The organism is Vibrio ponticus (assembly GCF_009938225.1).
Lineage (GTDB): Bacteria > Pseudomonadota > Gammaproteobacteria > Enterobacterales > Vibrionaceae > Vibrio > Vibrio ponticus.
Map to the genome: position 1 here is coordinate 2,274,732 of NZ_AP019657.1, position 14,164 is coordinate 2,288,895.

Here is a 14,164-nt window from a genome sequence, read left to right on the forward strand (position 1 = left end):
ACTGATTTCGCTTTGGCTTTGAGGTTATTCTGATTATTCTAGGTTTACAATGGATAAGTGAACCTATTGGCAAAAATTGGATATGTATACTAAACGACGCTTTATTGGTGTGATGTCAGGCACTAGCATGGACGGAGTCGATACCGCGCTAGTGGAAATCTCAGGCAATCAAATTGAATTGGTCGCCTCACTCGACTTCCCTTTCCCTGAATCGGTTAAGCAGCGCTTACTGGCAATCTGTCTCGGTCAACAAACTAACCTTGCGGAAGTGGGTGAATTAGATCATCAACTGGGGCATCTCTTCGCCGATGCGGTAAATGCACTACTTGAACACGCCAACTGCCCAGCAAGTGCTATTAGCGCGATTGGCAACCATGGGCAAACGGTATTCCACCGCCCTGATGGGGACGCACCCTTTACTATCCAACTTGGTGACGCCAATATCATTGCGACCAAAACCGGTATCGATACGGTTGCCGACTTTCGCCGCAAAGATATGGCTTTAGGTGGTCAAGGCGCCCCTTTGGTACCCGCTTTCCATCAATCCATTTTTGCCGCCAGCGACTCAAGCGTGGTGGTGCTCAATATTGGTGGAATAGCCAACATCTCGGTTCTACGTCCTAATCACCGGGTGATTGGCTACGACACGGGACCAGGCAATATGCTGATGGATGCGTGGTGCGCTAAACATCGCCAACACAAGTTCGATAAAGACGCCCAGTTTGCTTTGCAAGGCGAAGTGAACCATAAGCTTCTCGAAGCACTGATGAGTGAGCCTTACCTTGAGCGGTCCGCACCTAAAAGTACCGGCAGAGAGCTGTTTAACCTTCCATGGCTAGAGCAACACTTAACACGCTTTACCCTGAGCGCTGAAGATGTGCAGCGCACGCTCTGTGAATACACGTCCATCACCATCGCCAAGGAGGTCGCACAGTACCAAGCCGGCACAAAGCCTGAACTGCTGGTTTGTGGTGGCGGCGTACATAACCCACTATTAATGTCGCGCTTAGCGGAACTGCTCCCGTTATGGTCGGTGATGACCACAAATGACAAGGGCGTCGACAGTGACAATATGGAAGCAATGGCATTCGCTTGGCTTGCACAGCGACGCCTAGATAATTTACCAAGCAACTTACCTGAAGTGACGGGCGCCAGCCAGCTTGCTTCATTGGGTGTACTTTATTTCGCTCAGTCGTGAGCAATGAGGAATATATGACTAACGATGCTCTAATTGCTGCTCTTGCCCATTTGGTTTCTGAAGGTCGAAATCCCGAAACCATGGATATCGACCTGCTTTCTTCATTGGATATCGTCAAACGCATTAACCAGCAAGATAAACAAGTCCCCCTTGCCGTTGAAATGGTGTTACCGGACATTGCCCTAGCCGTTGATAAGATCACCGAGGCATTTAAGCAAGGTGGTCGTTTGATCTATATGGGGGCTGGCACCAGTGGTCGTTTAGGCGTGTTAGATGCTTCCGAATGTCCGCCAACATTTGGGGTATCAGACAAAATGGTGATTGGTCTGATTGCGGGTGGACCAGAAGCGATTCTTAAAGCCAAAGAAGGGGCAGAAGATAGCTTTGAGTTAGGCGAGCGAGATCTGAAAAACATCCACTTTAGCGACAAAGATGTTGTTGTCGGCATTGCTGCCAGCGGTCGCACTCCTTATGTAATTGGAGCACTGCGCTACGCTAACCAAATCGGCGCCACCACCGTCGCGCTATCTTGCAACCCTGATTCGGCGATTGCCGAAGAAGCTCAGATTGCCATTAGCCCGGTAGTCGGTCCGGAAGCCTTAACAGGCTCAACACGTTTAAAATCGGGCACGGCGCAGAAGCTGGTACTTAACATGCTGACGACTGCGAGTATGATTCGCATTGGTAAGAGCTATCAAAACTTAATGGTTGATGTAAAGGCGACCAATAAAAAACTAGTGGCACGAGCGGCTCGCATTGTTATGCAAGCCACCGAATGTGATAACCAACTTGCGACACAAACTCTCGAGCAAACAGAGTATGATGTTAAGCTCGCGATCCTGATGATTTTGACCGGTATGGATCTCTATACCGCCAAAGTGCAACTCGCCTCCAAGGAGGGTTTTCTGCGCCGCGCCGTTGAAGATCATCAGCCAGACTAAACTTAGATGAAAGCATTGGCTTGGTGACACCAACCAAGCCTTTTAGCGATCAATAAGTATTACGCGCAGCATCCCAACCGCGTTGCCATTCCATACGAAAACGTTGCGCATCTTCTGTCCCTTCGCAGACGCCTTCGTAATACTGGCCCGATAAACCAATTTGGTAAGCGAAATCAGGGTTACAATATTCGTTCACTCCCGTCAGATAACCTTGGTCGTAATCGGCAATATTAACATTGCCCATCTTCGTCAGCTCACGCATGGTACGAGATGTATTCCCCGTGACACCATCTTGATAGCCAACTTGATACCAATCGCCGGCTTGTGCTAACTCTTCGACACTGCTGGCACAACCAACCAACCCCACTAGCAACAGAACGCTGAGTCGCTTTTTCATTATTTTTCCTTGTGATTTACTTAGCAGTATTAGTTTAACCACTTACCTCGCAATTTGACCACTTAACTTCAAGCAAAACCACTTAAATGGTGAGCTTGCCACTTAAATTGGCATACGACCACTCACGGTAAATCCGGATGATTCTCGATCTGCGACTGATTAGTATGCATGATGAATTCTAAGATCAGGGGACAAGAGCTATGTTGTGGTTTTTAACTTGTGTAGCCGCATTAATCGGTGGTTACTTTATTTATGGCGCCTTCGTTGAGAAAGTTTTTGGTATCAACGAAAAACGTCAAACTCCCGCACATACTAAAACAGACGGTGTCGACTACGTACCCATGTCGACTAAAAAAGTTTACCTAGTTCAACTACTCAATATCGCAGGCGTTGGTCCAATCTTCGGTCCAATCATGGGCGCGCTATACGGTCCTGCAGCGATGCTTTGGATCGTGATTGGTTGTATCTTTGCTGGTGCAGTGCATGACTACTTCTCAGGTATGTTATCTGTCCGCAACGGCGGTGCATCAGTACCGACCATCACAGGTCGCTACCTAGGCAATGGCGCAAAACACTTTATGAACATCTTTGCCATTGTCCTATTGCTTCTTGTGGGTGTGGTATTCGTTTCGGCTCCTGCTGGCATGATCACCAACCTAATCAATGACCAGACCGACTTCACTGTCAGCATGACAGCGATGGTGGTGGTGATTTTTGCTTACTACATCATCGCGACAATTGTACCGGTTGATAAAATTATTGGTCGTTTCTACCCACTATTTGGTGCCCTTCTGATCTTTATGTCGGTTGGTCTAATGACTGCCGTTGCCTTCTCTAGCGAACACACTGTGATGGGCGACTTCCAAGTCACCGATATGTTCAGTAACCTAAATCCAAATGATATGCCATTGTGGCCAGCCCTATTTATCACCATTGCTTGTGGTGCAATCTCGGGCTTCCATGCGACTCAATCACCATTGATGGCGCGTTGTATGGAAAACGAGAAAAACGGTCGCTTCGTATTTTATGGGGCAATGATTGGTGAAGGTGTTATCGCGCTTATCTGGTGTGCTATCGCTCTATCTTTCTTCGGCTCACTAGAAGCGCTGCAAGAAGCAGTAAGCAATGGCGGTCCTGGTAACGTAGTATACGCATCATCATTTGGTCTACTGGGTGTGTTTGGTGGTGTTATCGCTTTCCTAGGTGTGGTTATCCTCCCTATCACTTCTGGTGACACTGCATTCCGCTCTAGCCGTCTGATCCTAGCTGAATACTTCAACATGGAGCAAAAAACACTACGCAACCGCCTACTGATGGCTGTACCACTATTCGTTATTGGTGGCATCTTAACTCAAGTTGATTTCGGTATTATCTGGCGCTACTTCGGTTTCGCTAACCAAACCACAGCAGTAATGATGCTTTGGACAGCCTCAGCATACCTACTGCGCCACAACAAACTGCACTGGATTACCTCTATCCCAGCAGTGTTTATGACAACGGTATGTGTGACCTTTATTCTTAACAACAGCACGCTTGGCTTTGGCCTGCCAATGCAAATCTCGACTATCGTCGGTGTCGTATTCGCTGTTGCGGTATTGGGTTACGTGATTAAAACGTCACAAGGCAAAGGTGAAACTGAGCTAGCTGATGAAGAGAAACCAAGCGGCAACGCTGAAACCGCTTAAACTTCACATTGGATATAGTACGAAAAAGGCTCCGCAAGGAGCCTTTTGTTTATATAAAAATCAAACCGTTTTAATCAACTTGCTTAATTTGTAATTCTTTCGGCACTTCAAAGAACATGTTCTCTTCACGACCTGTCACTTCTTCAACCGAGCGCGTACCAACCAATACTTTGATACGTTCCATAATTTGGTTCACAAGCTCTTCTGGCGCAGATGCCCCCGCCGTCACACCGACCTTGCGCTTACCATCAAACCATTCGGTTTTGATGTCTTCTGGGCAGTCAGTAAGATAACCCGGTGTACCCAGTTTTTCTGCCAACTCTTTCAAGCGAGTTGAGTTAGAAGAGTTCTTTGAGCCAACTACAATGACAACATCTACATTAGTCGCGATTTCACGTACCGCATCTTGACGGTTCTGGGTCGCGTAGCAGATATCATCTTTACGTGGACCTTGGATCTCTGGAAATACCCGACGCAGTTCCGCAATCACATCCGCAGTCTCATCTACAGACAGCGTGGTCTGGCTTACGTAATGAAGTTCCGTTGGATCTTTCACCACACCCAGCAACTTCTCGACATCTTCTGGTTTCTCGACCAAATACATGCCGCCAGTTTCGCTGGAGTACTGCCCCATAGTGCCTTCTACTTCAGGGTGACCAGCATGACCTATCAGCACCACTTCCATATTACGACGACTCGCGCGCGCGACTTCCATGTGAACTTTGGTCACCAATGGGCAAGTAGCATCAAATACCGTCAAGGCGCGCTTTTTCGCTTCTTGACGCACAGCTTGTGATACACCATGAGCTGAGAAAATCACAATATTGTCATCTGGCACTTCATGCAGTTCTTCGACAAACACCGCACCACGCTGCTTTAACCCTTCCACCACAAAACGGTTATGTACCACTTCGTGACGGACATAAATTGGTGGCTGGTAAAGTTCCAAAGCGCGTTCTACGATGCTAATGGCACGGTCTACACCGGCACAAAAACCACGTGGGTTAGCTAACAGGATTTTCATTTCATTGCTCATGGGGTGTTTTCTTCTTCGGGGCGTTATTCTACTGACAAAATTTCAACTTCAAAAGTCACATCTTGTCCTGCTAGAGGGTGGTTAAAGTCAACCGTGACTGAATCGCCAGCAATCTCGGTAATAATTCCTGGAATCTCCATACCATCAGGACCACTAAACGCCATAATGGTGCCGACTTCTACTTCAGCGTCACCAACAAACTTCGCACGATCCATATAGTGGATATTATCTGGATTAGGCATACCAAATGCGTCGGCAGCGGCCAGTTCAATTGCTTTGCTTTCGCCAGCGCTTAAACCGAGTAAGCACTGTTCAAAGTTATCGCTCAGACTACCATCACCAATCACCAATTTGGCTGGTTTCCCCATATTGTGGGTGCTGTCGGCAACCGAACCATCTTTCATTTTAATGGTAAAGTGAAGAGTTACAGTAGAGTCTTGGGTTATTGATGTCACGATACAGCTTCCTTGTGGTTATTATTATTCCAAGATAGACCTTAGCTAGACAAAAAAACGCTTAGTTTCAATACGTCGCGAACTATCTTAATTTTTATATGCAGGTATATAGAAAAAACGCTGTCGAATCAACAGACAGCGTTTAGGGTTATTCGCTTTTATGCGGTGGTTTTCTCTTTACTAAGAAAGCCATCGAGGATAATCATCGCCGCACCAATACAGATTGTCGTATCGGCTAAGTTGAATGCGGGCCAATGATATGTACCCCAGTAAAAATCGAGGTAGTCGACCACAAAACCATGTACTACACGATCAAAGACATTACCAATCGCACCACCGATGATCATCGCATAAGCAATGTTATTCCACTTCTCTTTCGCCGGTAATTTGCTCATCCAATAAGTCAACATCGCCGTTACTACGAACGCAATACCGGTAAATAACCAACGTTGCCAACCCGCTTGATCACTTAAAAAGCTGAATGCCGCACCGTAGTTATGAACATAAAGCAAATTAAAGAATGGCAGAATTTCAATACGGTTATTCCAGCCATACCCCATATTGTTCATTACCACGAGCTTAATCGCGATGTCAGCAATAAAAATCACTAAGGCTAACCAAAGCCAGCGAACCCCAGACTCTTTCAGTGTTAGTGCTTTTTCACTCATATTCGTACCTAAAAACAACCCCAGTAAATACTGGGGCTGCTTGGTTATTAAAAAGTTCAATCTTTGCTTAACGTCATTCTGCGAGACGGATTAAGCATAACGGCGAACTTCACCTTCACCATCGATATTCGACACACAACGACCACACACTGTCTCGTGACCTGCGATTGTGCCGACATCTGGTGTATGGTGCCAACAACGGTCACATTTCTCAGCTTCCGTCGCTTTCACTTCAACAAACAGACCTTCAAGCTCAGTGGCTTTGGCTGCGTCAGTTTTCTCAGTTAGAGGCTTCACTACCGCTGCTGAAGTCAGTAGAACAAAACGTAGTTCATCTTCAAGCTTGTTAATTTGCGCTGCTAGTGCATCATCTGCGTATAGCGTCACTTCAGCTTGTAGCGCACCACCGATAACTTTATCAGTACGCGCAGCTTCTAGCAGTTTGTTCACGCCACCACGAACTTTTTGGATTTCAGTCCAGAATTCGTTGTTTAGCTCTTCGCCTTCTGCAAGACCGAATAGACCATCGAACCACTCGCCTGTGAAGACAAACTTGTCGCGCGCACCTGGCATTTCGTTCCAGATTTCGTCTGCAGTGAACGACATGATTGGTGCCATCCAACGAACTAGTGCTTCTACAATGTAGTAAAGTGCTGTTTGACAGCTACGTTGTGCGTGACCGCCCAGTTTCGCTGTGTATTGACGGTCTTTAATCACGTCTAGGTAGAATGAACCCATTTCTACTGAACAGAAGTGCATTAGACGCTGCATTACTGCGTGCGTGTTGTACTCGTCGTAAGCTTTGATGATCTCTTCTTGTGCTGCAAATGCACGACCCACAGCCCAACGATCTAGCGCAACCATCTCTTCCGCAGGAACAAGATCCGTTTCAGGGTTGAAACCGTTCAAGTTTGCTAGGAAGAAACGCGCCGTGTTACGGATACGACGGTACGCATCTGCTGAGCGTTTTAGGATTTCGTCAGAAACCGCTACTTCACCAGTGTAGTCTGTTGATGCAACCCATAGACGAAGGATGTCTGCGCCTAGTTTGTTGGTTACATCTTTTGGTGCAACAACGTTACCGATAGATTTTGACATCTTACGGCCGTGACCATCTACCACGAAGCCGTGTGTTAGCACTTGCTTGTATGGTGCTTCATCTTTCATCGCGATCGATGAAATCAGTGACGATTGGAACCAACCACGGTGTTGGTCTGAACCTTCTAGGTATAGGTCAGCACTGTGACCGTTGAACTCTTCACGAGCGTCAACAACCGCAGAGTGTGTTACACCAGAGTCGAACCATACGTCTAGCGTATCCAGTACTTTTTCGTATTGGTCAGCGTCATCGCCTAGCAGTTCTGCGTTATCCACATCCCACCAAGCTTGAATGCCTTTTTGCTCTACTAGCTGTGCTACTTTCTCAATCAACTCTAGTGATTTAGGGTGCAGTTCAGCTGTCTCTTTGTGAACGAATAGAGCGATTGGCACACCCCATGTACGTTGACGAGAGATACACCACTCAGGACGACCTTCGATCATACCTTCGATGCGGCTTTGACCCCATTCTGGCATCCATTGAACACCTTTGATTGACTCTAGTGCTTTAGCACGTAGACCCGCTTGATCCATAGAGATAAACCATTGTGGTGTTGCACGGAAGATGATTGGTGTCTTATGGCGCCAGCAGTGTGGGTAGCTGTGCTCGTAAGCGTGGTGGTGCAGTAGCGCGCCTTTTTCTTTTAGCGTTTCTACAACCGCATCATTTGCTTTGAATACGTGTTGACCAGCAAATAGCTCAGTGTCAGGTAGGTAAACACCGTTTGAACCAACTGGGTTTGCAACTTCTAGACCGTATTTTTGACCAACTGCGAAGTCTTCTTGACCGTGGCCAGGGGCAGTGTGAACCACACCTGTACCTGAGTCAGTCGTTACGTGATCGCCTAGGATCGCAGGAACGCTGAAATCGTAGAATGGGTGGTTGAACTGAGCAAGCTCTAGATCGGCACCTTTAGCAAAACCAAGGTTGTGGAAGTGTTCGATACCCGCGCGATCCATCACATCTTTCGCTAGCTCAGATGCAACGATGATACGTTCTGGGTTGTCGCCTTCAACTTGGATTAATACGTACTCAAGATCATCACGTAGACATACTGCGCGGTTCGCTGGCAGTGTCCATGGTGTGGTTGTCCAGATAACGATAGATACGTCACCGTGACCTTCATGACCTTCGTTTAGCTCAAACTTAGCTAGCAGTGCTGCTTCGTCTGCGGCTTTAAAACGTACGTCGATAGACGGAGAAACTTTGTCTTTGTACTCAACTTCTGCTTCAGCAAGTGCGCTGCCACAGTCCGTACACCAGTGAACTGGTTTGAAACCTTTTAGTAGGTGACCTTTGTCGGCAATTTTACCCAGTGCACGAATGATGTTTGCTTCGGTAGCAAAATCCATTGTGCGGTAAGGTTTGTCCCACTCACCCATGATACCAAGACGCTTGAAGCTCTCTTTTTGACCTTCAACTTGACCCGCTGCGTATTCGCGACATTTTTCACGGAACTCAGCTGCCGTCACTTTTTGACCTGGCTTACCTACTTTCTTCTCTACCATTAGCTCGATAGGAAGACCGTGACAGTCCCAACCAGGAATGTATGGTGCGTCAAAACCTGAAAGTGTTTTGGATTTAATAATAATGTCTTTAAGAATCTTGTTTAGTGCGTGGCCAATGTGAATGTCACCGTTCGCGTATGGAGGACCATCGTGCAACACGAATGACTTTTTGCCTTTCTTAGCTTTACGGATTTCACCGTAAAGATCTTCTTTGTACCAACGCTTAAGCATTTCTGGCTCACGTTGTGCCAGATTGCCGCGCATCGGAAACCCTGTTTCAGGTAAGTTCAGGGTATCTTTATACTCACTCATCGATTCTTAATTCCGTTATATTGGGCGAAAGTTAGACATTATGCTAATCGGTGGAATAAACCGATTAACCCTTAAACTGACGCAGCCACACCCTTGCTGCCTCAGCATCCAATTCTATTTGCTGTTTAAGCGCTTCGAACGACTCAAATTTATGTTCATTGCGAAGTTTTTCCAGAAGTACAATTTCGAGCTGTTTGCCGTATAAATCGCCTTGAAAATCGAATAAATGTACTTCTAGCTGTTGGCGAACACCATTTACTGTTGGTCTTTGACCAATGTTCGCCACTCCTCCAATCGCTTGCCCGCCAAGCCCTAAAGCTTGAACGACATACACACCAGAAACGGGTGATACACAGCGCTTGAGGGGAATATTTGCAGTAGGAAAACCTATGGTTCTACCTAATTTGCGTCCATGAGATACGCGCCCACTAATACTGTAGTCGCGACCTAACATCTCAGCCGCTGCCGGTAAGTTATCTTCCGCTAAAGCATTACGAATCGCAGTGCTGCTCACTCGCAGTTGTTGTAAACAGAAGCTTTGGGTGCTGACCACCTCAAAACCATACTCTTTACCCGCTTGCTGCAGCATCGCAAAGTTACCTTTACGACCACGACCGAAGCAGAAGTCATCGCCGACTACGAGAAACTTAACACCCAATCGCTTGACCAACAAGTCAGTAATAAACTCTTCCGCGCTTAGATTGGCGAAATAGGTATTAAAACTGACGCAAAGTAAGCGATCTAAGTTAAGTTTGCTTAATTGGACAAACTTATCTCGCAAACGCGTCAAACGCGCCGGTGCTTTCTCTTTTGCAAACAACTCCAATGGCTGTGGTTCAAACGTCATCACCATCGACGGCAAACCTAATGTTTGCGCTTGGTGTGCCACTTGCTCTAACACAGCTTGGTGCCCTAAATGAACACCATCGAAGTTTCCTATGGTAAGCACACAACCTTGATGTTGCGGCAAAATATTGTGAATACCTCGGATCAATTCCATTGGGAGTTGCTTAATGCCTTTATTTTACACTGCGTGAAACCGACGGATTATATACTAATCGCGGCTACTCTGTCGCTGCTTTTAAATCTTTTAAACGAACGCCTAAAACCAGCAGGCAAATTAGGTAAACGCCAGCGCCTAAGCCAATCAACGCAGCCAGCCACATAACGCGCTCTGCAAAGCTCCAAGTCAGCCAAACGCTCATCTCTTCTAACTGCCACAAAATAGCCGCCACCATCGCGCCACCTGCCATCACCAAGCGGGCAATAAATAGTAGCGTGCGTCTACTGATTTGATACACACCTTGAATATGCAGCCCTCTATATAGAAGAGACATATTAACCAGTGCTGATAGCGCCGTTGCCATTGCTAAACCAACATAGCCATAGAAATAAGCAAAGATCGCGTTAAAGCCCATATTGGTCACCATCGCGACAATACCGTACTTCACTGGTGTCTTAGTGTCTTGACGTGAGTAGTAGCCAGGGGCGAGCACTTTAATCAACATAAAGTTAAGCAACCCTGACGAGTAGGCAAGTAAGGAAAGGGAGGCTTGATGAACATCATGAGGAGAGAATTCACCACGCATAAATAGCACCATTAACATCGGTTTGGCTAATACCATCAAACCCAGCATGGCAGGCAGACCTAATAACAGCACCATTCGCACGCCCCAATCCATCGTGCTGGCAAACCCTTCACTATGAGCGTCAACATGCTTACGCGACAACGCAGGTAGAATAACGGTAGCAATCGCGATACCAAATAGCCCGAGTGGAAATTCAAGTAAACGGTCAGAGTAGTACAACCAACTGATTGAGCCGGTTTGTAAGAAACTGGCAATGAAGGTATCAAGCAGTAGGTTGATTTGGCTAACCGAAACACCAAACAGAGCCGGGATCATTAGCGTGCGAATTTTCACCACACCCGGATCGCGCCAGCCCCACTTAGGCTTCACCATCACGCCCGCTTTAATAAGGAAAGGGATTTGGAATAAGAACTGAACTAAACCACCTAAGAAAACACCAATCGCTAAGCCAATTTCTGGTTGCGCCAGCTGCGGGGCAATAAACCATGCAGAAAAGATGATCATGACGTTGAGAAAAACGGGTGTAAACGACGAGACTGCGAATTTGCCTAAGGTATTAAGAATGGCCCCCGACAAGGCGACAAAGGTGATGAACCATAAATAAGGAAAGGTAATTTTGAGCATAAAGCTCGCCAATTCAAATTTTCCCGCCGAAGGACCATCATTGAGCCAATCTAAAAACCAACCAAAACCAAATAGTGCAGTCACCACACCGGAGCCAAGAATACCTAATAAGGTCACAATCGAAACAATCACACCCAGCGTACCGGATGCTTTAGCGATCAACTCGCGCGTCTTATCCATATCACCAGCAGCATGACTTTCGGTTAATACCGGCACAAAAGCTTGTGAAAACGCACCTTCAGCAAATAGACGGCGCAAAAAATTAGGAATTTTATTGGCAAAGAAAAATACATCCGCGCTGGCACCTGCGCCCATGAGGTTAGCAACCACCACATCACGAACTAAACCTAACACGCGGGAAATCAAAGTCATTGCACTGACGATCATGCCAGACTTAAGCAGACGTTTACTCACAACTACCTCAAATAACAGCAATACTTGGTTAATCTACCCAAAATAGATAAAGGAAAGTCGTTTTCAGGGCAGATAAGTATTAGCATTAAAAAAAGAATACTGATAGAATCCACGCCATCTTAACCGCGATGACTCGTCGAATCCAAAAATTGTTTGGCTCAGACTGGTTTTTGCACAAATCATTTGACATTTGGGTGCAAATAGGGGATATTCCCTGCCCTTAAATTGTCACCGAACTAAAGTTTTTGGGAGTTAGACCCTTGGCAAATAGTAAATCTGCTAAGAAGCGCGCTATCCAAGCTGAGAAACGTCGCCAGCACAACGCTAGCCGTCGTTCTATGATGCGCACTTACATGAAGAAAACTGTTGCTGCTATCGAAGCAGGCGACAAAGAAGCTGCAACTGCTGCATTCGCTGCAGTTACACCAATCCTAGACCGTATGGCGACTAAAGGTCTTGTTCACAAGAACAAAGCTGCACGTCATAAGTCTCGTTTCGCTGCTGCAATCAAAGCTCTATAATAGAACTCTGATTTCCAGTGAAGAAAAAACCGGCCTTGGCCGGTTTTTTTATATCTAAAATCTGTCAAATTTAAATGCTAAGCCATTTTAAAGCTCAACAAGCCTACCCTAGTTAACTGGGTTGCAATTCACCAACTGGTCGGCAATATAAACTGTGCAATAAGTGAATTAATGCCTTCACTTCATCACTACTCAGTGTGTAGTAAACCGTTTGTGCTTCTTTACGCGTATCGACCAAACCATCACGACGTAGCCACGCTAAATGCTGTGAAAGCGCCGACTGGCTCAGCGATAACTTGCTACACAACTCTCCAACTGAAAGTTCTTGGTTATGTAGCAAACACAATATCTGCAAGCGTCTTTCATTGGCCATCGCTTTTAATAGCACTACCGCTTGAGCAGAGTTTTTCTCCATCTCTAGCACATTCATCAGTACGCCTCCTTGGAACAGCAAAACATCTCACCTGAGGTTTTGAGACCTTTATTAGTCTGTATTATATACACTTACTAAATGTGGATGTTAAGCGATTTGACGCAATGTGTAAAAGACCTTAATTAAATAGTTTACTAAAATCCGCATCACATACATTTTTTACAGCGGGATGCTGGATCATTCTCTCAGCAAAAATCACGTAATACTCTTCTTTCAACTCATCAACATGACCAAGTAACTGCAAAGCTTGATCTTCTTGAATCTCTTGGCTGTAGAGTGTCGGTGCTAAAAAGATGACATCATCGTGATAACGAGCAAATGCCTTCATTAACGCCACATCATCGAATTCGCCAAGAATGTCGACGGTAATACCTTGGCGATCAAACCATTCAATAACCTTACGACCCATCGCCGTACGACTGCCAGGGATCAGCAATTTACGCTGCTCTAACACCTCAGGGAACTTCACTTTTTCAACTTGACCAGAGCAGAAGAAACTCATGCTGCTCTCACCGAGCTTCTTACTGAAGAGACCCGGGCTTTGGCTCGAATCGACCGGGCAATCGGACAAAATCATATCCAGTTTATGTTGCGCCAGTTGTTCCAGTAGCATTTCGTGCGTCGACTCAAAGCAGCGCAAATGGATACTGTTGTCCTCAGGCACTGTGGTCATCAAAATCTTACTCACCAAACGTTTCGATAATGCATCAGCCACACCGACATCAAATAATATATTCGAATGTTGGCTGTAATTAACAATATCAAGCATCTCATAGCTAAGACCAAACATACGATCCGCATATTTGAAAACGAGCTGACCAAGTTCGGTAGGCTCAACACTGCGACCATTGCGTTTGGTCAATTTGCCGTCGAGACGATCTTCTAACGCTTTAATTTGCCCGGTGACAGTTTGCGGTGTGAGGAATAAGGCATCTGCCGCTTTGGTTACCGAGCCTTGCTTGCAAACCATCCAGAAATAGTAGAGATGATTGTAATTTAGATGAGACATTGTGAGTTTCACTGGTCAATTGGTATCTCTATTTTATAACAGATGCCCTAGATGACAACAACGATTCGATAAAACCGATACAAAAGCCACAAATACACTATTTTTACCGATAACTATCTTGTCATTTATGACAACACACTGTCATAAAATAGTGCCAAATTTCACTCTACCCTGACTTTTCTGACATTTTTGTGACTGATTTCAACATCATTAAGAGCAAGATTTAATCATTAAATATCAAACACTTAAATTAAATGTAAAACAAAAAATACAGA

Annotated in this window: 13 protein-coding genes; 4 read left to right on the forward strand and 9 right to left on the reverse strand. The window is 45.8% G+C overall.

Annotation, left to right across the window (positions count from 1 at the left end):
• Positions 1–82 precede the first annotated feature (82 nt).
• The gene (locus tag GZN30_RS10140) at positions 83–1,198 is read left to right on the forward strand and encodes an anhydro-N-acetylmuramic acid kinase (RefSeq protein WP_075651494.1); all 1,116 of its coding nucleotides are present in this window, start codon (positions 83–85) and stop codon (positions 1,196–1,198) included.
• Between the two features lie 14 nt (positions 1,199–1,212).
• The gene (gene murQ / locus GZN30_RS10145; protein WP_075651492.1) at positions 1,213–2,139 is read left to right on the forward strand and encodes an N-acetylmuramic acid 6-phosphate etherase; all 927 of its coding nucleotides are present in this window, start codon (positions 1,213–1,215) and stop codon (positions 2,137–2,139) included.
• A 49-nt stretch (positions 2,140–2,188) separates the two neighbouring features.
• Here the strand turns inward: murQ and GZN30_RS10150 are convergent, their stop codons facing one another.
• Entirely contained in the window at positions 2,189–2,536 is a 348-nt protein-coding gene (locus GZN30_RS10150; protein ID WP_075651490.1) for a DUF2799 domain-containing protein, read from the reverse strand.
• Positions 2,537–2,736: 200 nt separating this feature from the next.
• Between GZN30_RS10150 and GZN30_RS10155 the strand changes: the two genes are divergently transcribed.
• On the forward strand, positions 2,737–4,221 hold the full coding sequence (locus GZN30_RS10155; protein ID WP_075651488.1) for a carbon starvation CstA family protein: 1,485 nt from the start codon (positions 2,737–2,739) through the stop codon (positions 4,219–4,221).
• A 70-nt stretch (positions 4,222–4,291) separates the two neighbouring features.
• Here the strand turns inward: GZN30_RS10155 and ispH are convergent, their stop codons facing one another.
• From ispH to murJ, 6 genes are all read right to left on the reverse strand, one after another.
• On the reverse strand, positions 4,292–5,257 hold the full coding sequence (ispH, locus tag GZN30_RS10160; RefSeq protein ID WP_075651486.1) for a 4-hydroxy-3-methylbut-2-enyl diphosphate reductase: 966 nt from the start codon (positions 5,255–5,257) through the stop codon (positions 4,292–4,294).
• A gap of 23 nt (positions 5,258–5,280) precedes the next feature.
• Positions 5,281–5,712: an FKBP-type peptidyl-prolyl cis-trans isomerase gene (gene fkpB / locus GZN30_RS10165; protein ID WP_075651484.1), complete on the reverse strand. Its 432-nt coding sequence runs from the start codon at positions 5,710–5,712 to the stop codon at positions 5,281–5,283.
• 158 nt (positions 5,713–5,870) lie between these two features.
• A complete protein-coding gene (gene lspA / locus GZN30_RS10170) occupies positions 5,871–6,380 on the reverse strand; it encodes a signal peptidase II (RefSeq protein ID WP_075651482.1) in 510 nt (169 codons plus the stop codon).
• A gap of 90 nt (positions 6,381–6,470) precedes the next feature.
• Complete coding sequence (gene ileS / locus GZN30_RS10175; RefSeq protein WP_075651480.1) at positions 6,471–9,299, reverse strand: isoleucine--tRNA ligase; 2,829 nt, start codon at positions 9,297–9,299, stop codon at positions 6,471–6,473.
• 64 nt (positions 9,300–9,363) lie between these two features.
• Positions 9,364–10,299, reverse strand: coding sequence for a bifunctional riboflavin kinase/FAD synthetase (gene ribF, locus GZN30_RS10180; RefSeq protein ID WP_075651478.1), 936 nt, complete (start codon positions 10,297–10,299; stop codon positions 9,364–9,366).
• A 64-nt stretch (positions 10,300–10,363) separates the two neighbouring features.
• On the reverse strand, positions 10,364–11,926 hold the full coding sequence (murJ, locus tag GZN30_RS10185; RefSeq protein WP_075651476.1) for a murein biosynthesis integral membrane protein MurJ: 1,563 nt from the start codon (positions 11,924–11,926) through the stop codon (positions 10,364–10,366).
• Positions 11,927–12,186: 260 nt separating this feature from the next.
• On the opposite strand from murJ, the gene rpsT reads away from it, so the two are divergent.
• Positions 12,187–12,447, forward strand: coding sequence for a 30S ribosomal protein S20 (gene rpsT / locus GZN30_RS10190; protein ID WP_075651474.1), 261 nt, complete (start codon positions 12,187–12,189; stop codon positions 12,445–12,447).
• Positions 12,448–12,559: 112 nt separating this feature from the next.
• Here the strand turns inward: rpsT and GZN30_RS10195 are convergent, their stop codons facing one another.
• The gene (locus GZN30_RS10195; protein ID WP_075651472.1) at positions 12,560–12,877 is read right to left on the reverse strand and encodes an ArsR/SmtB family transcription factor; all 318 of its coding nucleotides are present in this window, start codon (positions 12,875–12,877) and stop codon (positions 12,560–12,562) included.
• Positions 12,878–12,998: 121 nt separating this feature from the next.
• Entirely contained in the window at positions 12,999–13,889 is an 891-nt protein-coding gene (gene nhaR / locus GZN30_RS10200) for a transcriptional activator NhaR (protein WP_075651470.1), read from the reverse strand.
• Between the last annotated feature and the right edge of the window lie 275 nt (positions 13,890–14,164).

What these genes read in the sequence shown, in the direction of transcription:
- ileS (WP_075651480.1), bottom strand. Translation starts at nt 9,299, where the DNA reads ATGAGTGAGTATAAAGATACCCTGAACTTACCTGAAACAGGGTTTCCG.
- ispH (WP_075651486.1), bottom strand. Translation starts at nt 5,257, where the DNA reads ATGAGCAATGAAATGAAAATCCTGTTAGCTAACCCACGTGGTTTTTGT.
- nhaR (WP_075651470.1), bottom strand. Translation starts at nt 13,889, where the DNA reads ATGTCTCATCTAAATTACAATCATCTCTACTATTTCTGGATGGTTTGC.
- lspA (WP_075651482.1), bottom strand. Translation starts at nt 6,380, where the DNA reads ATGAGTGAAAAAGCACTAACACTGAAAGAGTCTGGGGTTCGCTGGCTT.
- ribF (WP_075651478.1), bottom strand. Translation starts at nt 10,299, where the DNA reads ATGGAATTGATCCGAGGTATTCACAATATTTTGCCGCAACATCAAGGT.
- GZN30_RS10155 (WP_075651488.1), top strand. Translation starts at nt 2,737, where the DNA reads ATGTTGTGGTTTTTAACTTGTGTAGCCGCATTAATCGGTGGTTACTTT.
- murQ (WP_075651492.1), top strand. Translation starts at nt 1,213, where the DNA reads ATGACTAACGATGCTCTAATTGCTGCTCTTGCCCATTTGGTTTCTGAA.
- GZN30_RS10195 (WP_075651472.1), bottom strand. Translation starts at nt 12,877, where the DNA reads ATGAATGTGCTAGAGATGGAGAAAAACTCTGCTCAAGCGGTAGTGCTA.
- GZN30_RS10140 (WP_075651494.1), top strand. Translation starts at nt 83, where the DNA reads ATGTATACTAAACGACGCTTTATTGGTGTGATGTCAGGCACTAGCATG.
- GZN30_RS10150 (WP_075651490.1), bottom strand. Translation starts at nt 2,536, where the DNA reads ATGAAAAAGCGACTCAGCGTTCTGTTGCTAGTGGGGTTGGTTGGTTGT.